A 20077-nucleotide genomic window follows, 5' to 3' on the forward strand; every position below is an offset into this window, starting at 1 on the left:
GGCGGCCTCTTCGGTGCTATCCATGGTCGGGTCCATCGATGGTGGTCTCCTCAGGTAGGGCGGCGAGTCGTCGCCGTTCACAAGCGGTGGTGATGGCGTCCCACACATCGCGGTTGGCTCCCGTGACGAAGATGCGGCGATCGTCCTGCTGCGCGATGAGGTCGGCGATCATCTCATCAGCGCACCCGTTGGTGATCGCCTCAACGCCCGTGAAGTCAAGGACCAGGCTGTGCACGTCTTCGTGCGCGGCGCGGCGGATGCAGTCGGCCGGCGTGTGCAGGTCGTCAGGCATCGGCCTTCTCCTTGATCGGGGTGAGGCGGTAGCGGAACAGGATCACGTCCGCGTGCTGGACATCAGACCTGGTCCGGTCCCCGCACGAGTCACAGACGAGCGACGTGCGCCGCCCGATCGAAGGCCAATCGACGACGATCAACTGCGCGGCGGGCTGGTTGCGGCACCACTGGCACGTGAGCGGCACCGCCTTTGAGTCTCCTGACACTGTGGAGGGCTCCCCCAAAGGATCCTCAAAGGAGTCATGCATCGGCGGCCTCACCGAAGACCTCGGGGTGGGCGGCCTTCCACTCCAGCCAGTGACGGCGGGTCTCGTCGCCGATGGTGCAGATGCGGTCCATCACCTGCACCAGCGTCATCGGGCCCGCCCAGTTCGGGCGGTCGTCAAGGCGCGTTCCGCGCAGGCGAGGGAAGACGGGCACCCACATCGGCCCGTACTGCCACGTCACCACCCGGTAGGACCAGTCGCCCTCCGCCCACTTGTGGAAGATCTTGGTGGGGTTGCCGCTGTCAATATCGAACGGCCGCTCGGCGAGCTTCGCCTTCCACGTCTCGTTGAACCAGTGGTCTCGGTACTCGTCGATGAACGAGGCGAGCTGCGCAGCCTCCAGATCGGTGGGCCGCACCTCGGACTCCCGATCGAAAGACGCCGCGTACTTCCAGCGCGGAACGAACGACGTCACCGGGATGCGCAGTTTGGTGAGCGGGTCATACTGGTCAGCGTCGTACGGCCAGTCGATCTCAGGCATCGGTTCCTCCGTTAGCGAGGCGGATCCGCTCGTCTCCGTGGCACGGCGTCCCGACCTTGCACCAGCAGGCCAGATCGCGCCCGCCCAGGTCTCGGCGGATCTCCTCCGGCGGGTACACGTCGTCGTGGAATGCGACGTACGGGCGGAACAGCGCCGCCGCATCGGCAGCGTCTCGGACGCGGCGGATCTCGTAGGTGTACGGTCCGCCCAGACCGGTCCACTGGTAGGTGCCGGGCTCCATGAACCCGTCGTACGGGCAGGCAGGGCTGGCGTACGAGCCGGGCTCCATCACCAGGGCACCGACCTTGAACGGGTTGCCCCACCGGGTGCTGCGGTCCACGCAGACTGCACCCTCGGGGAGCCTGTAGCCCTTGGTGCGTCGTCTCTGAATGCGCTGCGGCTCTCGGTCAGCCACGGTCACCACCCGTCCAAGGCAGCGAGAGTCCATCACCCGCACTGCGGGGAACCACATGCAGATGCAGGTGGAACACCGTCTGCGTAGCCTCCCGTCCTGCCGAAGTGATGATGTTGCACGGCGGAGTCGCCAGTTCAGCGGCGGCAGACATCACCGCCCCTGACACCTCGGGGTTCTCCGTGACGTCGGCCACGTGCCGCTTGGGGATCACAAGCAGATGTCCTGGGGCGACCGGGTTCAGAGGCACGAACGCGATGACTTCATCCCACGTAGCGACCAGTTCGGCCGGCGCCTCCCCTGCGGCAATCCCACAGAAGACGCAGGGCTCTCGGGGCTCGGGCGAGGTCACTGTTCCACCTCCCTGTAACTGTCGAGGTATTCGTCGTCCTCGCCCACGGTGCCGGCGAGGAGACGCTGGACGAGCCCTGCTTCCCACGAGCCGGGGCGGCCCTCGATGAGGGTGTGGGAGCCTTCAGGCTGGGTGGCGGCGACGGTGGCGAGGGTCGCAGCCAGCCAGCCGGGGAAGTCCGGTTCGAGCGCCACAGCGGCCTTCAGGGCGTCTACCGCTCTACGACCGTACGGGGTGTCAGTGATCGAGGCCATCGGGGTCAGGTCTCCTCTCCCTGAGAGGCGATCAGGTCGGCGAGGGCGTCGTCAGTTACTACCGCCGCGTCTGCTGCGAGCCGGTAGCCGTTCATGGTGGGCCGCAGCCGGTTCAGGCGGATGCGACCCACCTGGCCGACCCTGCTGTAGGCGTTCGGGACGGGCAGCGCCTCCGAGCCGGCCCGCCGGCACTGCTCGTTGGCGTCCAGATCACGCCGGACCGAGTCGGAGTCGGTGAGGGTTTTCACCACCGCGTAGTCGTCGCGGGTGGCGATCACTTCGACGGAGCGGCCCTGCTCGCGGATGGAGTTGCAGGCCCACACCTGGCCAACTTTGACGGCAGGCGCTTCGATCTTCGGCATGGGTCAGTCCTCCTCTTCGCCTGTTGGGTGTTCGGGGCAGTCGAGGTCGTGGTCTTCGGGTTCAGCGTCTTCGGGAGCTCCGCAGGTGCAGTCGGGAGCGTCGTAGGTGGCCATCGGTCAGGTCTCCTTCGGGGAGTCCGGGGAGGCGGCATCGCTCGCTGTGAGGTCGATCGCGGCGAGGGTGAACACGTTGCCGATCGTGCGCGGGTCGTGGCCTGTGCGCTGCAGTTGCGGGATGGCGGCGGCGACCAGAAGCAGCACACGGCCGATCGTCACCTCGTCGATGCCCTCAAGGGCAGAGCGGGCTACGTCGGCAAACTGCCGCGCCGTCGCCCTGTCCTTCTCCAGCGCTGATCCTGCCGCCCGGATCGCCGCTGCGGCGCTCGCAAGGTCCTCGCGTTCCTGAGGGGTCAGACTGCCACTCACGTTGGTCTCCTCTTGTCGTCGATGAGTCTTCGGTCTCAGCGCCGCTCTCCGCGCTCTGAACGCTGCCCTGCCGTACCGGGAGAAGAGGGCCGAACGGGTCACTCCTGGGGCAGGGCGAGAGCCTCACGCGCCTTGCCGATGATCTGCGCCATGGACACGGACTTGCGGGCATCGAAGCCGGGACCGTCAGGGTCGTCGAGAGAGACGATCCAGCGGGCGAAGTCGTACAGCGCTGGCGCTTGGGCGAGCGGCTTCACGTTTGCGCGGTTCGGCAGCATCTCCTCGGTGTCGGCGTAGATGACACCGTCGTCGTCGATGTTTACCTCCCACACGCCCGGCGTGGCGCTCTTGTAGGCGTAGCCGGCGACCAGGACCTTCACTGCGTCGCCAGGCTTGATCGGGTTGGTTTCGTTGCTCATGGTCGGTTCTCCAGGGGATTGAGAGGGTGGAAGGTCAGGGGTTCTCGTGGAGGGCGTTCAACGCCTCCCACGCCTTCTTCGACCACTTGTCGTCGTCGCGGCACCACAGCAGTTCCGCTTCGAGCTCGCGGGCCTCGCGGTGGCTCATGGTGAGGACGACCGTCAGACCGGTGTTCTCGGCTCTCATGTCGATCTCCAGGGGGTAGGTGTGGTCCGGCAGGGAAGACCGGACCACAAGGTCAGCGGGAGTCGCGAACAGCGGCCTTCGCCATTTCGATCAGCTCGGCCGTGCTGGGCAGCGGCGGCTGGAACTCGGGCTTGAGTAGCGTGTTGAAGGCCAGGAAGTCGGCGACCATCCGGTCTTCGCAGTAGACGGCGTACTCGCCGCGCTGGCTCGGGTAGCCGATGCCCAGGTGGTCGATCTGGTAGGTGCGGCCGTCTTCGCCGACGTACTCGGCGACCATCTCGGTGGTGTCGCTCATCTCGGTTCCTTGGTCGTTGAGGGGGTTGAGAGCCCTCAGTAGAGGACCCGGGGCAGGGAAGGGAAGGTCAGTCGTCGAGGACGTGGTAGCTGCTGCTGACGTGGTTCTGCATGAGGACTTCGAGGTACGGAGCCATGTATTCGTCCTGCTCCTCCTCCGTCATGGCCTCCCACTCGGCGCGAGGAACTTCGATCTCGACGTACGCGTCGGCACCTACCGCGTTGAAACTCACGTGGGCTCGAACCGTGATCGTCTCTTCGGTGCTCATGCGGGTCTCCTACGTCAGGGGCGGGGAGGGGTCTTGGGAGTCCCCGGGAGGAGTTCCTCCCGGGGAGACGGAGGCGTCAGGCGTTCGGGCCGCGTTCCCCGGGCAGTTCCTCGTACAGGTGCCACCGACCGCAATCCCACTGATGCACGATGACCTTCTGCACGCCCGCCTCAAGTCGCTCGCGGACGTACTCGTACGTCTTGTTCTCGCTGCGGAAGCTTCTGTGCTCGCCTTCGACCACCTGGTTCAGGTAGACGCGCCATCTGCTGCTCGGGGGCTTCGTCATCGTTACTCCGTTCAAGCAGGTGGCCCTGGTTCTCCAGGGCCAGAAACAGCGTCAGCGGCCAAGGACTCGGTTCCAGCGCGCCTGTCGGGCGTCTTCGGCCTTGCGCCAAGCCGCGCGGTCCTGATCGCGGCGAGCCTCAAGCCAGCGTTCTCCCTCGCCCGTGTTGGTGACGTTCGCGTCGAGCATGTCGCCAAGGACCTTGATGAACTGCCATGGGCTCAGATCCCGCAGGTACAGCGTCTGCGAGAGGTCAGCGCGCCCCGTCTCGACGTGGTGACGCCAAGAGCAGACCGGGCCGCGCCACGCAAGACGGTAAAGCTCCCGCACGTCAGCGGGCAGGCAGTCGGGGTCTTCGATACAGGTGTCGATCCCCGCGAGAACGATCTCGCGACCATCCTCGGGGGAGAGGCGACCGAAGCCGCGCATCGTGCTCCACCGAGTGCGAGTGCCGATGCGGAACTGCCTGCGCAGTTCGTCAGCGAGTTGCTGGCCCAACGTCTTCGAGGTCGCGGTCTTCGTCTCGGTGGCCATGAGCGTCATCTCGTCTCCTACGTCGGGGCGGGGGCTTTCCAGAACGGGTTCAGGGAGAGGGAGTGGCCCGGGTCTCCCCGGGCCGGAGGGCTGCTAGGGGGCGAGGAGGCGCTGGAGGGCGGGGATGCTGCGGGCGGAGAGGCGGGGCGTGTTCCACTTCGGCCGGTTGTAGCCCTGGGCGGCGGAGAACCGGCCAGTGTTGAGCGTCCGGTGCAGGTGGAGCGATCGGCCGTCCGCGTGGACCACGATGTGGACGTAGACGCCGCGCCGCTGGTCGGCGAAGTGCTGCTCCACCTCGAAGCCTGCCGCCATGGCCATGTTCAGGGCGGTGTCGCCGGTACTGGTGGCCCTTGCGGTGATCGTGGCGGTCATCTCGTTCTCCCTGGCGTCTTATCCCTTGCTGATGACTCCAACCTATTGGCCTACATGTTGGGAGTCAATAGGCCAACGTGTTGGGTTTCATGATTCTTCCAGACAGCCCAACACGGTGGCCTTCCCGGTGGCCAATGCGTGTGGGACGATGGGGCCATGAGCAAGAGCGACTACACCCCCGACGACCGCGAAGCGCAGACCTTCGCCCGCTTCAAGCGGCACTACGAGGCGCAGAGAGCGCTCCTGCCCGAGGTCAAAGAGATGGCCACTGATGCCCTCAAGCGCGGCGCCACTACAGGCCAACTCGCCAAGCTGACCGGCCTGACCGATGAACTGTTCCGCCGCATCGCCCGCGCCGAGGGCGTGGAACGGCTTCGCCCGCCGACAGTCGGCCGCGAGGTCCAGCATCACGAGCCCCCCGCCGGCGAGTCGGAGGAGTAGCCGTTCACCGGCCCGCCTTCGCCCGCAGATCCACGCATGCGGCCACCCGGTTGGCGTGCCACCAGACCTCCGGAGCAGTCGCGAACAGGTCCGCCTGCTGCTGATCGGTGAGCTTGCGCATTTGATCGGCCATGAGACTGGCCGACTCGCGGAGGAAGGCGTCACGGTCGTCGTCGATGAGCCAGCGCCACAAGCGGCGGATCATCCCGCCACCTGCGCCAGCACCCGGCAGCCGACCACGGTGCCGTCTCCGTTGCGAACCTCGGAGTACGGGACGAGCAGGTCGTCACGGCCCTGCTGCCCGAGCGCTAAGGCGAGCGACACCACGTAGTGGACGCCGTCCCGCTTGGCCGGCAGGTCGTGGGCGTGCCCGTACTCGACGCCTTCGATCGGGATGCCGTCGATCGTGTACCAGGTGCCCAGGTCGATCGTGGCGAGCCTGGCGACGGTACCGGAAGCTGGGATCAGGTGCTTGAGTCCCTGGTCCAGGTCGTCGATCCGGTCCGGAGTGTCCGGGTGGTAGATGCGGATGGCGTGCGATGTCAGGTTGACGATCTTGGCTTCGGTCACCGGGACGTCTCCCCCGTCTGCTGGGAGGCCACCGCGAGTTGCGACATGACCGCCGCTTCGACATCAGTCGGCAGGTCCCATAGGCCCAGTCGTCCCTTGCAGGGCACGGGCTCATCGAGTGGGCGGGGACGGGCGAGACGCCAATGGCACTGCCCCTCAGCGGCCCACACGCCGCACCCGCACTGCTCAGCGGTCGAGCGGGCGGTACAGATGCCGACCACGTCAACGACTGCGACGATGGCGGACGGGGTGAGCTGCGAATCCCGGATCAGGCGGTGCGTCTTCGTCCCGATCCGCTCGACACGGAGCGGCGGGTCGAAGCGGTTGCCGAACGCGTGCAGCGCCCTGAGGACCCGCCGGTCCCACGCTCCGTCGTCGTCCCAGCGTGCGCCCGCGTGGATCATGAGCGGGCCCCGGTAGCCGGTGCTCCACGTACGGTTTTCTATGGTCTTCCCGCCGTGAGCGATGGCCCAAGCCCACGGCTGACGGACACTCAGCGTTTTCACTGGGACACCTCGCTGACCTGCTCGGCGCGCCGCTTGGCGATCGCCTCCCGAGTGGCCTCCGCCGCCCTGGTGGCCATCCGCTCAGGCATGTAGCGGAGATCATCCGTAGAGAACTTGTCCTGGTCGTTCTCCGGGGCGGAGACCATCACTTCAGGCGGGAGCGAGCCATTACGCCAGCCGTACGCCGCCCTCCGGCAGATCTCGGCGGCCTCGGTCTCGGAGTAGCGGCCGGCCTGCCAGACGTCGTGGTGGTAGCCGCACCTTTGCGGCTTCCACCAGGCGTCGTGTTCGTTCGACCACACCAGCCAGACCTTGACGGGCGGCTCGTTGATGCCTCGCATCGTTCGGATCTCCTATCGAACATGGATCTTGATCGGGATTCTTTGTGATCTTTCTCGTACTGGAGAACGGCTCAGCGGGCCGCAGAAGCCCGCTGAAGCCTGCCCGTAGACCCTTAGTCGTTCTGGCCCTTAGAAGCGGCGAGAGGGGGATCTGGGGGCTGTGCGGGCCGCTTTGTGGCGGCGTTCCCATCGCGCTTGCGCTGCTTCGCTGCTCTGTCACGACACCGAGCCGAGCAGTACTTCGCCCTTCCAAGGCGCGGGGCAGTGAACGCCTGGCCGCAGTATTCGCAGCTCAGAGTCTCTAGCGGTTTCGCTCCGGCTGGCCGACGAGCTTTCTCGAACTCACTGGATGCCTTCTTGCACAGTTCGCAGCGACACCCGCGCGTGTAGGTGGACCTCAAACCGTGCGTTACGTTCGGGCCATTCCCGTACTTCGGTCGCGGCTTCTGCCGCCTCCTCTCATTTGCGCACGTCCTGCACACCCGGGACCCGTTCGCGTGCTTCCACGTGTTGCCTTCGTCGTAGGGATGCCCCTTGGGACAGTGAGTCTTCGCGGCATTCTGTGCACTGCGCCCATAACCGCGCGCCAGGTTTACCGCCTGAGTGACCGGCTCCAGGTGGTCCGGGTTCACGCACGCTCTGTTGCGACACAGGTGATCGAGTTGTAAGCCCTCCGGGATCGGGCCGACGAGATATTCGTAGGCCCAGCGGTGCGCTCCTCGGTGATCGCCAGCTGCAACCGAAAACCGGCCGTACCCGTAGCCCCGGGCACCGGTCCACTCCCAGCAATCGCCCGAGGCATCCACCTTGGCCCAGAAGCGTGCCGGGGCCGAGTCCTTGCCGACCTTCGTAGCGGTCCGTGTCTCAGCCATGCATACTCTCCAGGTCGAACTCGCCGTCCTTGACTCCGGCGATAAACGTCTCGAACTCGGCTCGGCTGAAAAGCAGCACAGGACCATCCGGGTCCTTCGAGTCCCGTAACGCCACCAAGCCCTCGACCGCCGCCACCTCTACGCAGGCGGTAGCGCCGTTGCAGAAGCTGGACTTGCGCCAGGCCGTCTCAGCCACGAGAGACCACCTCCTGCCCGGAAGGCTCGATCGGCTGGATGTGGGTCAAGGCAATACCGCCTGACCGGCCTTCGACCGACACCACCGCAGCACCGTGGCCGAGTGTCCACGCCGGGGTGCGGGTACGGGTCATCAGCGGCTCGTCGTCCCGGGTTCCAGGCCACGCCAGGACCGGCGTGCCGACCGGGTGGGCGGTGTTCCAGGCAACGGCGGCGTCGCGGTACCAGCGCCACGGCTTGCCCGCCTGCTCCGGCGACGACACGTGCTTGCGCGGTTCGCTGGACTGGCACAGGCCCCTGTCGTGAGGCGGGAGGCCGCACACGTCCCCGTGCTCGCCCACCGCACCGCACTCTTCGGTGCTCACCGGGAGACCACCTCGCCCTCGGCCTCGTTGCGGGTCGGCCACCACGCCTCGTGAAGCTCCTGACGGCACAGCGCGCACCACTCGCCCTGCGAGCCGAGATCGCCGCACTCGCGGCACTCCTGCGGACGCGGCGGGACGGGAGCCTCACCGGAGCGGGCCATCGCCACGCAGCTCGGGCACAGACCGTCCGGCAGGCCGCCGTCGCCGAGCTTGTCGGTGGCCTCCTGGAGCGGCTCCTCCGGCGCGACCGCCATCCGGTCGCACGCGGTCAGGCACAGCACGCCCGCGCTCGGCTTCAGACCGAACAGCGAAAGGATCAGGTGCCGGTACTCCGGGTCTGCGTTGGCGTACGGGCTGTACGGGTTCGGTTCGATCTTGGTGTCAGTCATGGGTAGCGGTCTCCTCGGTTGTGGTCTCGGTGAGTGTCGGGACGGGGACGGGAGGGGCAGTCACGCCGACGCCGGCTTCGGGGTAGCGGGCGAACACCTGCCTCAGCGCGTTCAGCGCAGCCTCCGCCTCCTGCAGGTCCTCGTACTCGCCCGGGTCCACGATCACCGCAGCCAGGCCGCGGTCGTCCGGGCGGGTGATGTAGCGGGCGATCCGCCGGCCGCTACTCCACCTGCCGTCCTCGTCATCGGACAGGAACTGCTTCAGCGCCTCGTGCGCTTGGTCGTGGCCGAACGCGATGCACGTCATCGCGGGTCCTCCTTGGGGGTGAGGTCAGAGGGAAGCGGGTCAGGTGGGCCGGGGTTTGTGAGCAACCTGTCCAGCAGTTGGATCAGCTCCCCCATCGGCCCACGGACCCTGGTGGGCAGGAGCGGCTTCTCAGGTCGCAGCCGCTCTGCTTCGAGGCGGCGCACCCGATCCCGAAGTTCGTCTATCGGCTCCCGGCTCACGAGAGACGCTCAGTAGCTTCAGTACGGAGCTTCGCCGAGCCCGCCGCGCACGCCTCCCGGGCGGCCTCCAGCTCATCGGCGTGCTTTCCGGGATCGGCGCCGCGGCCCACAGGCGGTCCCCACACCGCCCGGGCCTGCGCTGGCGTCGGCCTCCACCCGCGCAGTCTGAGCGCCATCACGTACTCCAGCGCGAACGGCTCAACGTCTGCCCGCTCGGCGTGGCTTGCGGCATCACGTTGGCGTAGTCGGTGAACGAGAGCAGCAATGGCGTCGCGAGTCTCCTGGTCTAAGTTGCTGCTGGTCATGACACCTCCTTCGAGGCGAACGGGTCTTTGGCGTCGGGGTTGCAGGCAGGGCACTTGGCCCAGCGGCCATCGGCAAGCACCAGCCAGCGGTAGGTGTCGCTTTCGCAGAGTCCGCACCACTCCGGCACCGCTCGAAGTGACTTCGCGCGGTCGCTGAACTCGGTTTCGACGACGGGAAGGAACTTGCTGGGGTTGTCCACGATGGCCGCAGCCACGTAGGCGGCTCGGCTGGTGCGGATCTGGCGGGTGCCAAGAATCCGCTGCCGAATAGCGGCGGCATCGAGGATTGAGATCTGATGGCTCGTCAACTCCGCCAGGAGTTCGACGATGCCGAGATCAATGGAGTCGTCGTCTTCCGCCCACGCAGGCGCGTTACGGCGGGAAGAAGACTGACTACCTGTATCCGTCCTAGTCCCTTCGGGACTGGACGGGACTGGACTGGGTTGCGTTAGTAACGCGTTACGCGATGCGTTACTAACACCGTTATTTCTGGAACGCGATTCTGGTTCTCGTTGCCGCTCTCGCCAGCGGCGTTGCCTCTCGGCGTTGTCCTTGCGCTTCTTGACCGCCTTCACCTTGGTCGGCTGATAGTCGAAGTAGTCGTGAATCACCCATGCACCCTCAGGCGCGGGGGCAGGGCACGCCTCGGACGCGCACGACTGCCCGGCTTCGTGCCAGAGTCCACGCTTCAGCAGCTCGGGGACGAACCGTGCCGGCGTTCGCACCTGCGCTGACACGTCTTCGAGATCTTCCTCGGGGATCGCACCGTCAGTGAGGTTGCGTCCGCACCAGAAAATCGCCGAGACGTGCAGGCGAAATGCAGCATCCGACAGTCGTGTCACCTTGCGGTGAATCGGGAACTGGTCATCGAAGTAGAGCATCGGGTTACTGCTCGCTTTCGGGGTCGAAGGATCAGGCTGGCGGGTACAGGGCCTGTCTTCGCGGGATCAAAACGGCGGCTCCTCGTCTGGGTCGGAGCCGGTCTGGTGTTCATGAGTGGGGGCCACGAACGTGCCCTCCGGGTACTCGTCAGGGAGTTGCATGCCAGGCGAGCTCGGGTTCGTCCTGCCGAGAAGGTTCGGCTTAAGGTGCACCTTGCAGCCCGCCTCGCGTGCCTGCGCGACGATCCGGGCCACCCACTCGAACGGCGGCGCGAACGCCGGCACCACGCCGGACGGTTGCCGCGTCTCGGTCTGGGCGCCGATGACCACCCAGTCGAACATCGACAGGTCAGTGAACTCCAACGACTCCTTGAGCGGCTCCAGGGAAAGCCACTTCACCTTCACACCGTCGATCTTCCGGAAGGCGTCCTCGGCGATCCGGACACGCTTCTGCTCATCCACCGACGTGCCGACCCACGCGCCCGGCGGCATGTCCAGGCCGACGTAGCGGCCCGGAAACTTGGTCAGGGTGATGTACTGCCACCACGGCGCCGCATTCATCGACTCGTGCACTGCGGCGATCCACTCGTCCGGCACCCACCGGCCGTACAGGTCCGCCATCGAGCAGACGAACACGCGACGCCACGCGGGATCGTCACGGTGCTGGGCCGGGACAACGGTGTTTGTCGGCGCGTCGAGCCGCTCGTGGTGGAACAGCGGAGTGAAGCCGACCGGGTACGCCGACTTGAACCGGTCGCTCGTGGCGATCTCGCGGGCGTAGCAGTAGTCACAGCCGTGCAGGCAGCCCGTTACCGGGTTCCACGACCAGTTCGCCCATGAGATCCCGTCGCCGGTCGTCGCGTTGAACGTCGCCTTGCTCAGCGGCTTCGGGTACAGCACCTCTTCGCCGGTGTTCGTGCGGAGGGTGAGCATGACCGCGGTCGGTTTCGGTGCGGGTTCAGGTTTCGGCATCGCGGCCATGCGCTGCTTCCGCTGCTTGTCGGCGGCGTCGAGAGCGACTTCCCCGGCACGAACCTTCTCGGCAAGGTCCGGCGCGTCACGCTGAAGGGCCTTGGCCTGTTGGACGGCGCGGCCGGACGCTCCCACAACCTTCGCTGCACGCTCGCGCGATTCCCGCTCTCGCCTGATCTGCGGTTCCATCGCCAAGGCGGCAATCGCTCGCTGGCCGGCGGTGAGAGGCTTGGGCGGCGACTCCGGCAGATCTGCCGGAGTCAAATTGTACGGAGCGTTACCATTGCGGCTGCTGTTGTCACCGACAGCGGTGGATTTCCGCTCAGCCTCTCCAGCCTTGACCGCATCGGCTACCGCCTTCTCGTACTCCAGCGCGACGAGCGCCTTCTGGCCGGCATTGAGGTGTCGCCGTTCGATGTTGGTCGAGACGATGTAGTCGAGGATCATCGCCTCGGTGTAGCGCTCGGGAAGCACCTCGAAGACGGGATCCACTCCCGATTCCATGCAGGCACGGAAGCGGTTCCGGCCATCGATCAACATCGTCCGGTCGTGGTTGAGCACGATCGGCTGACGCAAGCCCTGCCGCTTGATGTCGTCCACCAGCTCGGCGAACTCGTCCCCGTCGATGAGAGGGAAGGCGTCGGCGAATGGGTGGACCTCGAAGGGGCCGAGTCTGGCCAAGTCAGTTGTCCTTTCCGTGGATCGCGGAATGGCATCCATGGCAGACCGCGATCATGTTCTCTGGTACGTCGAAGGAGCCCCAGGGCGGGTAGCGGAGGTGGTGCGGCTCTGTTGCGCGGGCGCGCCAGCAGATCTCGCAGATGCTGTTGACGCGCCGGAACACCTCTGCTCGGATCGCGAGAAACCTGGGGTGACGCAGGTATTCGCGGTAGGAGCGGTAGGCCGGCGTTCTCACGCCGAACCCCGCTCCCTCTTCGTCAGGAAGAGCCTCTCCTGGATGGAGCGGAACTTGCTCGGCTCGACGCGCAACCACGCGTGCTCGACGGACAGGCGGTGCCGCCCGAAGGCCCGCTCGATCGCGGAGACCGCCTTGGAGCGCCACTTCACCGGCTCACACAACAGGTAGGCCCACTGAGATGCGTCGTTCTCAATGGCCGCGATGATCAGGTCGTGGTGAGCCGGAAGGCGCTCCCTCTGTTCTTCGACCAGGGCGAACCACTTCAACCGCTCGTCGTACTCCATCCGCTTGATGCCGCCGACGTTGCAGCCCATCGTGGAGATGGAGCGGAACCACGGGGTGCGCTGGCGGATCTCGGCCGTGAAGCCGCGACGCATGGCCCAGTCCGTGATCGCGTTTGGGTCGTTGCTGACGACCACGGCGGTACGGTCGGTGATGCCGTCGAGGGTGGCCTCGGCACCGCTCTTGTTCACAAGGCGCACGCGGGCGTTGCCGCAAACCCACTCGTCGCCGTCGTACTCGTAACCGAGACGGGGCAGTTCCCTCATTAGGTTCCGTTCGAGCCGATCGAAGGTCGCCGTCTTGATCTCGTACAGGACGACCGTGATCGGCTTGAGGCTTCCGCGGGCGTAGTAGGCGAGGATGCCGGGCGAACAGTTCTTCTCCCACGGAAGTGGACGCCCGTCCTGTGTTTGGTCGTCCACAACGCCGTCACCAGCCGTCAGGTCGATCCAGAAGAGGTTGTCCACGTCGGACTTCAGGGCGGCCACACCGACCTCCCTGCCGAAGATCTCGCACATCAGGGCGTGCTTGGCCGGCGTCCGCAGAGGGCTTCGACCGACGTCTCGGAACTTACTCACGCTTCCCCCGATCGGGTATGTGACTTGTCTCTACTATACGCAAAGCTACTTGGCGCACGATATGACAAACTGACTTGCATGACACTGACATGCGACGATGTGCGTATGGCGACGGGAACCCTGGTGGCGAAGATTCGGGCCCACAAGACGGCTCAAGAGCGCCTTGAGCAGGCCCGATACGAACTCGACGTGGAGATAGCCCGCGCGGTGAACTCCGGCGATTGGCAGATCATCGACGTGGCCGAGGTGACCGGCTGGTCCCGTGAGACCATCCGCGCGATCGTCAAGCGCGTCAACGAGGACGCCAAACGCCATTCCTGATCCGCCAGCCGTCGTCGAGGTCATGGCGCCTCCCCCAACCACTCCTCAGCACGGGAACGCAGCCGCGGGGATACCTGGCCTCGCCGCATGAACCTGATCCGCTCGGCAGAGATGTCCAAGGCGATGGACACCTTCCACCACGGCCACCCCTTCGCCTGCCGGAGAGCGTCCACGGCGGCGTACAGCTCCTGAGGGGTCATGACGCGCTCCGCTCCATGCGGGCCCGCTGGGCGCGGTCCCACCTGCGGATCCGGTCGCGTTCCGCCTTCGAAAGCCCGGCCTGGTAGCCGAGATCGTTGCGGCGGAGCGCGTCGAATGTGCACGTGATCAGCACCGGGCAGCGCTGGCAGATGCGGGCGACCGACCGGGGTAGAGGTCCGGCGTCCGGAAAGAACAGATCGGGGTCGACGTCCTTGCACGTGGAGCGGGAGCGCCAGTCGGTCACGACGCCTCCAGGCCGAGCATTTGCAGCACCTCACGCACTGCGGGCTTCTCGACGCGCCGGCGGACGAACCTGGCCGCAGCCTGGGCCTCCCCGGGCGTGATCTCCGGGATCGGGCCGACATCCCGCACCGGCGACTTCGCCAGGACCGGCCGGCGTCCCGCCTTGGCTGCCTGGACCTGCCGGTCGTTGGACGCCCTCTGGATGCCGAGCAGGAATTCGGCGTCGTGGCCACGGACCGGGGTGACGTAGTCGCTCATCAGGCCACCGCCTGCTCTGCCGCGCGGCGCCGCCGGCTCGCTTCAGCGGTGCACCCTCGGCACCACGGGTTGAGCCCATCTCTCTGCTTGGCGTCCTTCGTGAACGCCGCCACCGGCTGCACAACCCCGCAGCGGGTGCACGTCTTCTCCACCACCAGCGCAGGCTTCGGAGGAGGAGGTAGAGCGGCGCGCCTGTCTGCCTCCCGCGCCCTCTGGTCAGGGTTGAGTCCGCCCCAGACGCCTTCGCGCTCGTTTCGGGCCAGCGCGTACTCCAGGCAGTCCCCCTGCACCGGGCAGGGGGCGCAGACGCGCTTCGCCTTGACCTCCCGCCACTTCCGCTGCCCCTCCCGCTCACCGTCCGCGGGGAAGAACAGCCGGGGATCCTCGTCGCGGCAGGCCGCACGGTCCGTCCAGTCAGCCATGGCGCTCTGCTCCTATCTGTGAGGGGAGTGAAGAAGAGGAGGTGTCAGGCATCGGAGACCTCCGAAACGGAAGCGATTCGGTCGAGGATCCGCGAGCCTTCGCCCGGCTGGAGAAGCTCCGCAGCGGCGATCCCTTCAGCGAGCGCGTTGATCGCTTGGGCTTCGCTGCTGAGCGTCCGGCCGGAGTCCTTGCTGGCGAACATGAGGGCGTCGCCCAGGTGGCTGAACGTTTTGCCGGCCCGTGAGGCGATCGCCTCCAGGTTCTGCGGAGTGAGTCGGCGGGCGTGCAGTTCGGCCATGTGGAACGGGACGATGCAGGTGAGGGCGTCTCTCAGCACGCCCATGGAGTGGTCAGGCATGGGATGCCTCCGCGCAGGAACTGTTCAGAGAGGTGGACTCGGCCCATTCGCTATTCGAAGCGGCATCCATGGGAGTGATGCCTTCACGGGCGGCATGCGTTGAGGTTGAAGAACCGCGGTGACGGCGCTCCTCCCGGCAGATCCGGCAGATGATCTGCTGCTTAGGCTTGCCGTTGCGCATCGTGTACTTCACGTACGAGGTCTCGTCGGTTCGCTCGTGGCCGGACGGGCAGTGCGTGGCGGGGATGGAGCTGCGCCGGTCACGCATCCAAGGCTTCGACGGGGCCTCGCCCTCGTGCCACCACTGCTTGAACCGCTTACGGCCCTCGTCGGCGAGCTTGTGAACGGCGGCCTTCGTCTTGCCAAGCGCGGTAGCTGCGTCGGCGACGCTGCCGTGGACCGCGAACGCCAGCAGCGCCTCCTGCTGCCCCTCGGTGAGGAGGGGCCAGATCTGGTGCACCGCCAGCCGGTCCACGACGGGCCCCTCAGGGCTCCCTACATGCAGGGAGGCGTCGAACCAGAACCGCACGAACGACGATCGGATCGTTCCCTTGTAGCGGATCCGGTCGCGGCCATGGTGGCGGTTCTCGTCTGCGATGGCGGTCGAGACGGCCTGCCATCCCACGTCGATCAGGTCCGCCGGCGAGGGCTGCTCCGAGGCCGTGTACAGCTCCATGGCGATGGCTGACCAGGCGATCTCGTAGCGCTCAGCCGGGTGGAACGCGAAGTTCCCGATGTTGCGGGAGCAGGCCATGCGGGCGAAGCGGTCCAGATCAGAACCCAGGTACCCCCACCTCAGGCCATCACGGACATCGACGACAGGCGTCTCGGCCTCTGGCTTCTCGCGGTCCCACGGGGCGACGTAGTAGGTGAGCTGAGCCATGTCAGGACGCCTCCGTTCCGGATCGTTCCGAGCTGTTCCGAACCGGTCCGGAAACGTCCGGGGACTCGGCGAGGCGGGCCACGACGTAGCGGCGGACCTTGCCGTCTCCGCCCTTGCGGGCGGGCTGTGTGCCGCTGTCGGTGGCGATCTCGGCACCCGTCTCCCGGAGGACGCGGACCGTGCCCTCGACGGCCTTCTGAGAGCCGATCAGGCGGATGGGGAGCATCAGGCAGCCACCTCCTGGCCCAGCAGCCGCTCGTACCGCCGCACGGTCTCCATGTGGATGCCGAGACGGGCTGCGGCCTGGGTGCGCGATGCGCCCCAGGAGCGCAGTTCGGCGTAGTCCTCGCGCCTGCCTTCAGCGTTCGCTCGTACGGCAGCGACAGCCAACTGTCGGGACTCCTCACGCGTCATCGGTGGTGGCGGGCCTTCGGCAGGGCGCCCGGCCCGGTTCCACCGCTGGTAGCAGGCCGAACACCAGCCACAGGCGCCGTAGCGGCCAATCAGAGAGCCGCACGGACAGTGGCGATCGCAGGAGTCAGTCATCGCCGTCCTCCCCCCACACGTCGTAAGGATCGGGCTGCTTCTGCGCCCAGGAGTGGCACCACAGCAGCGCCACGGAGGCAACCGTGACGTAGCCGCCGACTGCGACCAGGGACCAGCCGAACAGCGTCAGGACGTTCACCGGTCGCCCCTCTGCTGGCTGTCCCACTCGCGGGTGAGCCGGTCCGCTTCTTCGCCGAGCTCGTCACGCAGGAGCTGGTCCACCCGCAGAGGCGGGTGAATCTCCCGCCCGTCCTCGGTACGGCGCCGGCGCCGGTCGCTGCGGTAGGTGGCGGCGATGACGACACCCACCAGGATCCCGACGACGCCCGCCACGTACGCGGCCACGACAGCCTGCCCTGCGGCGATCACGAGGCCACCCCCGAAGGAGACGGAGCGGACTCGGCCATCAGGTCGTCGATCACCTTGTTCAGCAGCGTCTTGTTGACGCCGTAGTCGGTCAGCCAGTGCCACACCCAGCCGCCCATGCCTGAGACGGCGTCCAATTCCGCCCACAAGTCACGGGCGACCTGGTCGGCGGCTTCCTTGCCGGACCGTTGCTGCAGTTCCCGCAACAGGTAGGCGAGAGCGAAGTACTGGCCCACCCATCGGGCGGACTCGCGGGCCTTCTCCTGGTCCGGGTGCTCGATCGCCATCCGCCAGTGGACCTGGGCGTGCACGGCGAACGAGCGGCCCATCGTCTTCGCGGTGGCCTCCTGCTCGGAACGCGGGTACGGGGCGATCTGGTCGAAGGTGCTCACTGGGCACGCTCCTGCTCTGCCTGAGCGGCCTCAGCGAGGGCGAGAAGACCAGGAAGGGCGTTGACCGCTTCGACGATGAGTTCGGCCATACGGCGCCGCTCGTCGTCGTCCTCGTCCTCTCCCTCGTCCCACGTGTCCAGATCCCACTCGGCGACCAGGTCGTTGCGCTTGTAGGAGGAGGGGGTGCTGTAGGCGGCGATCTCGCCGGAGCGGTACCGGCTGACGCGCTGGAGAGCGGACTCACGCCAGATCTGCATGTCGCCCTCGCAGTCCGACAGGAACCACGGGAGGTCTCCAACGGAGCCCAGGAGGTGCTTCAGGTGGGCGACCTTCTCGGGAGTGATGTCGCTCATCGGGTGGCCTCCTGCTTCTGCTCGGACTGAGCGGCGGCGCCGGATTCCACCTCAGGCGGCAATTCCTTGCACCACGGGCTGTCGGTGAGATCGAACTCCCGCCGCCATGTGATGGGCGCCCAGATGCCGATGAAGTGGTCACCCGCCCGGACCAGGACCGTGTCGCGCTTGCCGGCGCCGATGGAGAACGTCAGCCAGGCGCCGTTGCGGGTGGCTTTGAGCCAGCGCGACATCAGGGTGAGTGTGAGCGCCAGGTTGGGGTTGACGGGCTGCTGCTCGCGGTGGATGGCCTTGCCGATGTACGTGCGCCAGGAGGCGAGTGGGAGGGCCTCTCTACCGTTGAGGACCAGGGTGTTGCCGTCCTTGGCCGTCACGGTGAGGGCGGGCCGGTCGGCGGGGTCGAGGACGGTTTCAGCCTCAACCTTGCCGACCGCTAGCGTCAGCCACGGGTCGTCCTTCTGGGTGTACTTGAACACCTTCATCAAGGCGGCGGCATCCGCCACGCCGATCGCGATCTCCGTGTCGGCGGTGGACTCTTGGAGGCGGTGCCGGGTGGCGGCCATCGTGTACCGGTCGGTGGCGATCGCGTAGAGGATGCCGTCGCGGACCTCAACGCGGATCACGCCCAACTCGGGGAGCGTCCTGTCGGTGCTGGCGTGCGGCAAGACCGGGGCCAGCAGGTCGTGGAGCTCACGGGTGCTGAGTTCGATGACGCTCACTGGGCACCGCCTGTCTGAGCCTGAGCGGCCTCAAGAGCGTCCGCCGTGGCGACCAGAGCGGCAGCGAACCGACGAGCCTCAGCCGGAGAGACGTGGCCCGTCCCGCCGAACAGCACGTGGTCTGTGGCGAAGACGCTCCAGCCGTGCTCCACCGACTCGCCCGCCTCCTCGCCGAAGCGGGGGCCGGTCACCGCTGACGGGTTGCTGATGTCCGGGCGCTCCAGCACGATCGGGACCGTCTCGCCCTCGACGACGACCGCCCGGAAGTGCTGCGTCTGGTCGGAGACTTCCTCGCCCGTCTCGTCGTAGCGGGCGACCTTGAGGCTGATGGTGTCGCCCTCGACCTCAGTCGTGACCCAACCACCGAGCGGGTCGGCGTACCAGGCGCCGTCGTCGTATTCCAGGAGCACGGAGGCGAGCTTCCCGGCGGGGGTGATGTCGCTCATGCCCCACCTCCGAACACGTGGTTGGCCACGGCGAGCTTGAACTCCATCTCGGTGGCCGGCCGGATCGTGGGCGGGTGCTCGGCGTACTCGTCGGCGGCGCTGAGCGTCAGGAACAGGTCAGCCGCCTCCTCGGCGTCGAGCAGGCCGACCGGGCGGTCCGAGCCGGGAGCGATCGGGGCGCGCTTCCCGTCCACCTCCACCACCCACTTGCCGTGGCCCGTGGAGCGCGGCATCAAGGTCAGGCCCTCGTCGAGGAAGCAGTCCTCCAGGTCGGTCGCGTCGTCCAGGTCGTGGCCGGACTCGCTGCCCTCGATGTTCTGCCACGCCTTGATGGCGCGGGCGATCGCCTCGCGGCGGGCCTGGTACGGGTTCGTGGGCGTGGGCTTCTCGGGGGTTTCGGTGCTCATGCCGAAGTCCTCTCGTAAGGGTGGGAGCCGACCGGAGCCGCTGCGGGCTCGACGACGGCGGGGATGGTGAGGGTCTGCTGGGTGTCGCCGTTCATCACCGGCGAACCCCACTGCGCCGGAACCAGCGGGTTGTCCGGGCCCCAGATCATCAGCCAGCTCTCGATGAGGATCGCCGCCACGCCCTCCGCGTCCTGCGGGCAGGCGTCCAGGTCGGCGACCGTCTGCTTCCAGCCGGCGCGGGCGGCGGCCTGGCGGAGCTGCTGGCGCGGGGAGAGCGGGGAGTCCACGACGATGGCGTGGTCGTAGCGGGTGTCACAGAAGGCGCAGCACAGGTGCCCGTATGAGACGAGCAGCGGCCGTACGGCCTGGTCGGTGGTGGTCACAGGTCCTCCTGGAGAGGCTCGATGCGGGGGCGGGCAGGAAGGAGATCGCCTCGTTCGGTACGGAGGCGGCGGAGTTCGGCGGCGACGGCGTAGGAGCCGATGTGGTCCCAGGCGTCCGCCCACTGGCCGGCGTCTTTGGGGAGGCTGGCGTCCCAGTCGCGGGCAGCCGTCCAATCACGGAGTTTGCGAGCGACGCGGCGGGCGTAGCGGTGGTCCCACCAGGACCTCCACCGGCGACGGCGGTGCCACATGCGGCGCCGGAACTCGTCCGGGAGGAGCCGCCACAGCCGCAGCACCGCGGTGTACAAGGTCTGGCCCGCAGGTCGCTTGGCGCGGGCCGGCTTGTGTGCGGTGGTGCTGCTGTGGCGTCCCATGCGATCTCCTGTGCTCGGGTGGTTCGGGTGGTGTGCCGCTTCGTGCTCGCCCCCGGTGGTCGAGCACGAAGCGGAA

46 protein-coding genes are annotated in these 20077 nt (G+C 67.1%); 2 read left to right on the forward strand and 44 right to left on the reverse strand.

Going from position 1 to position 20077, the window contains the following annotated elements; all coding sequences use genetic code 11:
* Window positions 1–16: 16 nt before the first annotated feature.
* The 15 genes from ACBJ32_RS16930 to ACBJ32_RS17000 form a co-directional block, all read right to left on the reverse strand.
* The gene (locus ACBJ32_RS16930; RefSeq protein WP_375127530.1) at window positions 17–292 is read right to left on the reverse strand and encodes a hypothetical protein; all 276 of its coding nucleotides are present in this window, start codon (window positions 290–292) and stop codon (window positions 17–19) included.
* Window positions 285–500 carry a hypothetical protein gene (locus tag ACBJ32_RS16935; RefSeq protein ID WP_375127531.1) on the reverse strand — a complete coding sequence of 72 codons (216 nt, stop codon included), beginning with the start codon at window positions 498–500 and terminating at the stop codon, window positions 285–287. Before ACBJ32_RS16935 ends, ACBJ32_RS16930 begins: the two co-directional genes overlap by 8 nt.
* 34 nt (window positions 501–534) lie before the next feature.
* A complete protein-coding gene (locus tag ACBJ32_RS16940) occupies window positions 535–1041 on the reverse strand; it encodes a hypothetical protein (protein ID WP_375127532.1) in 507 nt (168 codons plus the stop codon).
* Window positions 1034–1513: a DUF4326 domain-containing protein gene (locus ACBJ32_RS16945; RefSeq protein ID WP_375127533.1), complete on the reverse strand. Its 480-nt coding sequence runs from the start codon at window positions 1511–1513 to the stop codon at window positions 1034–1036. The genes ACBJ32_RS16940 and ACBJ32_RS16945 overlap by 8 nt, the downstream gene beginning before the upstream one ends.
* Window positions 1449–1805: an HIT family protein gene (locus ACBJ32_RS16950; RefSeq protein WP_375127534.1), complete on the reverse strand. Its 357-nt coding sequence runs from the start codon at window positions 1803–1805 to the stop codon at window positions 1449–1451. Before ACBJ32_RS16950 ends, ACBJ32_RS16945 begins: the two co-directional genes overlap by 65 nt.
* Window positions 1802–2059, reverse strand: a complete 258-nt coding sequence (locus ACBJ32_RS16955) for a hypothetical protein (protein WP_375127535.1) — start codon at window positions 2057–2059, stop codon at window positions 1802–1804. The genes ACBJ32_RS16950 and ACBJ32_RS16955 overlap by 4 nt, the downstream gene beginning before the upstream one ends.
* A gap of 5 nt (window positions 2060–2064) precedes the next feature.
* Entirely contained in the window at window positions 2065–2421 is a 357-nt protein-coding gene (locus ACBJ32_RS16960) for a hypothetical protein (RefSeq protein ID WP_375127536.1), read from the reverse strand.
* Between the two features lie 117 nt (window positions 2422–2538).
* Window positions 2539–2847, reverse strand: a complete 309-nt coding sequence (locus ACBJ32_RS16965) for a hypothetical protein (RefSeq protein ID WP_375127537.1) — start codon at window positions 2845–2847, stop codon at window positions 2539–2541.
* 98 nt (window positions 2848–2945) lie between these two features.
* Window positions 2946–3266, reverse strand: coding sequence for a hypothetical protein (locus tag ACBJ32_RS16970; protein WP_375127538.1), 321 nt, complete (start codon window positions 3264–3266; stop codon window positions 2946–2948).
* 34 nt (window positions 3267–3300) lie between these two features.
* Entirely contained in the window at window positions 3301–3453 is a 153-nt protein-coding gene (locus ACBJ32_RS16975) for a hypothetical protein (RefSeq protein ID WP_375127539.1), read from the reverse strand.
* Between the two features lie 52 nt (window positions 3454–3505).
* Entirely contained in the window at window positions 3506–3748 is a 243-nt protein-coding gene (locus ACBJ32_RS16980; protein WP_375127540.1) for a hypothetical protein, read from the reverse strand.
* 67 nt (window positions 3749–3815) lie between these two features.
* Window positions 3816–4016, reverse strand: coding sequence for a hypothetical protein (locus ACBJ32_RS16985; protein ID WP_375127541.1), 201 nt, complete (start codon window positions 4014–4016; stop codon window positions 3816–3818).
* Between the two features lie 76 nt (window positions 4017–4092).
* The gene (locus ACBJ32_RS16990; protein WP_375127542.1) at window positions 4093–4302 is read right to left on the reverse strand and encodes a hypothetical protein; all 210 of its coding nucleotides are present in this window, start codon (window positions 4300–4302) and stop codon (window positions 4093–4095) included.
* A 51-nt stretch (window positions 4303–4353) separates the two neighbouring features.
* Window positions 4354–4842, reverse strand: coding sequence for a hypothetical protein (locus tag ACBJ32_RS16995; protein WP_375127543.1), 489 nt, complete (start codon window positions 4840–4842; stop codon window positions 4354–4356).
* A gap of 84 nt (window positions 4843–4926) precedes the next feature.
* The gene (locus ACBJ32_RS17000) at window positions 4927–5205 is read right to left on the reverse strand and encodes a hypothetical protein (protein WP_375127544.1); all 279 of its coding nucleotides are present in this window, start codon (window positions 5203–5205) and stop codon (window positions 4927–4929) included.
* 156 nt (window positions 5206–5361) lie between these two features.
* On the opposite strand from ACBJ32_RS17000, the gene ACBJ32_RS17005 reads away from it, so the two are divergent.
* Window positions 5362–5646, forward strand: coding sequence for a hypothetical protein (locus ACBJ32_RS17005; protein ID WP_375127545.1), 285 nt, complete (start codon window positions 5362–5364; stop codon window positions 5644–5646).
* Between the two features lie 4 nt (window positions 5647–5650).
* On the opposite strand, the gene ACBJ32_RS17010 is transcribed toward ACBJ32_RS17005, so the two are convergent.
* The 13 genes from ACBJ32_RS17010 to ACBJ32_RS17070 all read right to left on the reverse strand — a co-directional run bounded on the left by ACBJ32_RS17010 (window position 5651) and on the right by ACBJ32_RS17070 (window position 13268).
* The gene (locus ACBJ32_RS17010) at window positions 5651–5851 is read right to left on the reverse strand and encodes a hypothetical protein (protein ID WP_375127546.1); all 201 of its coding nucleotides are present in this window, start codon (window positions 5849–5851) and stop codon (window positions 5651–5653) included.
* Window positions 5848–6216: a hypothetical protein gene (locus ACBJ32_RS17015; protein WP_375127547.1), complete on the reverse strand. Its 369-nt coding sequence runs from the start codon at window positions 6214–6216 to the stop codon at window positions 5848–5850. Before ACBJ32_RS17015 ends, ACBJ32_RS17010 begins: the two co-directional genes overlap by 4 nt.
* The gene (locus tag ACBJ32_RS17020) at window positions 6213–6722 is read right to left on the reverse strand and encodes an ASCH domain-containing protein (protein WP_375127548.1); all 510 of its coding nucleotides are present in this window, start codon (window positions 6720–6722) and stop codon (window positions 6213–6215) included. The genes ACBJ32_RS17015 and ACBJ32_RS17020 overlap by 4 nt, the downstream gene beginning before the upstream one ends.
* A complete protein-coding gene (locus tag ACBJ32_RS17025; RefSeq protein WP_375127549.1) occupies window positions 6719–7063 on the reverse strand; it encodes a hypothetical protein in 345 nt (114 codons plus the stop codon). The genes ACBJ32_RS17020 and ACBJ32_RS17025 overlap by 4 nt, the downstream gene beginning before the upstream one ends.
* Window positions 7064–7176: 113 nt before the next feature.
* On the reverse strand, window positions 7177–8022 hold the full coding sequence (locus ACBJ32_RS17030; protein WP_375127550.1) for an HNH endonuclease signature motif containing protein: 846 nt from the start codon (window positions 8020–8022) through the stop codon (window positions 7177–7179).
* Window positions 7928–8131 (reverse strand): DUF397 domain-containing protein, encoded by a 204-nt coding sequence (locus tag ACBJ32_RS17035; protein ID WP_375127551.1) that lies wholly within the window; start codon window positions 8129–8131, stop codon window positions 7928–7930. The genes ACBJ32_RS17030 and ACBJ32_RS17035 overlap by 95 nt, the downstream gene beginning before the upstream one ends.
* Complete coding sequence (locus ACBJ32_RS17040; protein ID WP_375127552.1) at window positions 8124–8495, reverse strand: hypothetical protein; 372 nt, start codon at window positions 8493–8495, stop codon at window positions 8124–8126. Before ACBJ32_RS17040 ends, ACBJ32_RS17035 begins: the two co-directional genes overlap by 8 nt.
* Window positions 8492–8884, reverse strand: coding sequence for a hypothetical protein (locus ACBJ32_RS17045; protein ID WP_375127553.1), 393 nt, complete (start codon window positions 8882–8884; stop codon window positions 8492–8494). Before ACBJ32_RS17045 ends, ACBJ32_RS17040 begins: the two co-directional genes overlap by 4 nt.
* Window positions 8877–9191 carry a hypothetical protein gene (locus tag ACBJ32_RS17050; protein ID WP_375127554.1) on the reverse strand — a complete coding sequence of 105 codons (315 nt, stop codon included), beginning with the start codon at window positions 9189–9191 and terminating at the stop codon, window positions 8877–8879. Before ACBJ32_RS17050 ends, ACBJ32_RS17045 begins: the two co-directional genes overlap by 8 nt.
* 196 nt (window positions 9192–9387) lie before the next feature.
* Window positions 9388–9696 (reverse strand): hypothetical protein, encoded by a 309-nt coding sequence (locus tag ACBJ32_RS17055; protein ID WP_375127555.1) that lies wholly within the window; start codon window positions 9694–9696, stop codon window positions 9388–9390.
* A complete protein-coding gene (locus ACBJ32_RS17060) occupies window positions 9693–10577 on the reverse strand; it encodes a hypothetical protein (protein ID WP_375127556.1) in 885 nt (294 codons plus the stop codon). The genes ACBJ32_RS17055 and ACBJ32_RS17060 overlap by 4 nt, the downstream gene beginning before the upstream one ends.
* A gap of 66 nt (window positions 10578–10643) precedes the next feature.
* Complete coding sequence (locus ACBJ32_RS17065; protein ID WP_375127557.1) at window positions 10644–12230, reverse strand: DUF5131 family protein; 1587 nt, start codon at window positions 12228–12230, stop codon at window positions 10644–10646.
* Between the two features lie 231 nt (window positions 12231–12461).
* A complete protein-coding gene (locus ACBJ32_RS17070; RefSeq protein ID WP_375127558.1) occupies window positions 12462–13268 on the reverse strand; it encodes a hypothetical protein in 807 nt (268 codons plus the stop codon).
* A gap of 165 nt (window positions 13269–13433) precedes the next feature.
* Between ACBJ32_RS17070 and ACBJ32_RS17075 the strand changes: the two genes are divergently transcribed.
* Window positions 13434–13649, forward strand: a complete 216-nt coding sequence (locus tag ACBJ32_RS17075) for a hypothetical protein (protein WP_375127559.1) — start codon at window positions 13434–13436, stop codon at window positions 13647–13649.
* A 196-nt stretch (window positions 13650–13845) separates the two neighbouring features.
* Here the strand turns inward: ACBJ32_RS17075 and ACBJ32_RS17080 are convergent, their stop codons facing one another.
* The 16 genes from ACBJ32_RS17080 to ACBJ32_RS17155 all read right to left on the reverse strand — a co-directional run bounded on the left by ACBJ32_RS17080 (window position 13846) and on the right by ACBJ32_RS17155 (window position 20001).
* Window positions 13846–14094 (reverse strand): WhiB family transcriptional regulator, encoded by a 249-nt coding sequence (locus ACBJ32_RS17080; RefSeq protein ID WP_375127560.1) that lies wholly within the window; start codon window positions 14092–14094, stop codon window positions 13846–13848.
* A complete protein-coding gene (locus ACBJ32_RS17085; RefSeq protein WP_375127561.1) occupies window positions 14091–14351 on the reverse strand; it encodes a hypothetical protein in 261 nt (86 codons plus the stop codon). The genes ACBJ32_RS17080 and ACBJ32_RS17085 overlap by 4 nt, the downstream gene beginning before the upstream one ends.
* A complete protein-coding gene (locus ACBJ32_RS17090) occupies window positions 14351–14773 on the reverse strand; it encodes a WhiB family transcriptional regulator (protein ID WP_375127562.1) in 423 nt (140 codons plus the stop codon). The genes ACBJ32_RS17085 and ACBJ32_RS17090 overlap by 1 nt, the downstream gene beginning before the upstream one ends.
* 44 nt (window positions 14774–14817) lie before the next feature.
* Window positions 14818–15132 carry a hypothetical protein gene (locus ACBJ32_RS17095; protein ID WP_375127563.1) on the reverse strand — a complete coding sequence of 105 codons (315 nt, stop codon included), beginning with the start codon at window positions 15130–15132 and terminating at the stop codon, window positions 14818–14820.
* On the reverse strand, window positions 15125–16015 hold the full coding sequence (locus ACBJ32_RS17100; protein ID WP_375127564.1) for a hypothetical protein: 891 nt from the start codon (window positions 16013–16015) through the stop codon (window positions 15125–15127). The genes ACBJ32_RS17095 and ACBJ32_RS17100 overlap by 8 nt, the downstream gene beginning before the upstream one ends.
* A gap of 1 nt (window position 16016) precedes the next feature.
* On the reverse strand, window positions 16017–16241 hold the full coding sequence (locus ACBJ32_RS17105; protein ID WP_375127565.1) for a hypothetical protein: 225 nt from the start codon (window positions 16239–16241) through the stop codon (window positions 16017–16019).
* Window positions 16241–16405 (reverse strand): hypothetical protein, encoded by a 165-nt coding sequence (locus ACBJ32_RS17110; RefSeq protein ID WP_375127566.1) that lies wholly within the window; start codon window positions 16403–16405, stop codon window positions 16241–16243. Before ACBJ32_RS17110 ends, ACBJ32_RS17105 begins: the two co-directional genes overlap by 1 nt.
* Before the next feature lie 148 nt (window positions 16406–16553).
* The gene (locus ACBJ32_RS17115; protein WP_375127567.1) at window positions 16554–16700 is read right to left on the reverse strand and encodes a hypothetical protein; all 147 of its coding nucleotides are present in this window, start codon (window positions 16698–16700) and stop codon (window positions 16554–16556) included.
* Entirely contained in the window at window positions 16697–16930 is a 234-nt protein-coding gene (locus tag ACBJ32_RS17120) for a hypothetical protein (RefSeq protein ID WP_375127568.1), read from the reverse strand. The genes ACBJ32_RS17115 and ACBJ32_RS17120 overlap by 4 nt, the downstream gene beginning before the upstream one ends.
* A complete protein-coding gene (locus tag ACBJ32_RS17125; protein ID WP_375127569.1) occupies window positions 16927–17319 on the reverse strand; it encodes a hypothetical protein in 393 nt (130 codons plus the stop codon). Before ACBJ32_RS17125 ends, ACBJ32_RS17120 begins: the two co-directional genes overlap by 4 nt.
* Entirely contained in the window at window positions 17316–17672 is a 357-nt protein-coding gene (locus ACBJ32_RS17130; RefSeq protein ID WP_375127570.1) for a hypothetical protein, read from the reverse strand. The genes ACBJ32_RS17125 and ACBJ32_RS17130 overlap by 4 nt, the downstream gene beginning before the upstream one ends.
* On the reverse strand, window positions 17669–18301 hold the full coding sequence (locus ACBJ32_RS17135) for a hypothetical protein (protein ID WP_375127571.1): 633 nt from the start codon (window positions 18299–18301) through the stop codon (window positions 17669–17671). The genes ACBJ32_RS17130 and ACBJ32_RS17135 overlap by 4 nt, the downstream gene beginning before the upstream one ends.
* 86 nt (window positions 18302–18387) lie before the next feature.
* Window positions 18388–18837: a hypothetical protein gene (locus ACBJ32_RS17140; RefSeq protein WP_375127572.1), complete on the reverse strand. Its 450-nt coding sequence runs from the start codon at window positions 18835–18837 to the stop codon at window positions 18388–18390.
* Complete coding sequence (locus tag ACBJ32_RS17145) at window positions 18834–19244, reverse strand: hypothetical protein (RefSeq protein WP_375127573.1); 411 nt, start codon at window positions 19242–19244, stop codon at window positions 18834–18836. The genes ACBJ32_RS17140 and ACBJ32_RS17145 overlap by 4 nt, the downstream gene beginning before the upstream one ends.
* Window positions 19241–19627: a hypothetical protein gene (locus ACBJ32_RS17150; RefSeq protein ID WP_375127574.1), complete on the reverse strand. Its 387-nt coding sequence runs from the start codon at window positions 19625–19627 to the stop codon at window positions 19241–19243. The genes ACBJ32_RS17145 and ACBJ32_RS17150 overlap by 4 nt, the downstream gene beginning before the upstream one ends.
* Entirely contained in the window at window positions 19624–20001 is a 378-nt protein-coding gene (locus ACBJ32_RS17155) for a hypothetical protein (protein WP_375127575.1), read from the reverse strand. Before ACBJ32_RS17155 ends, ACBJ32_RS17150 begins: the two co-directional genes overlap by 4 nt.
* Between the last annotated feature and the right edge of the window lie 76 nt (window positions 20002–20077).

Origin of the sequence: Nonomuraea sp. GTA35, from assembly GCF_041950525.1 — a bacterium.
Lineage (GTDB): Bacteria > Actinomycetota > Actinomycetes > Streptosporangiales > Streptosporangiaceae > Nonomuraea.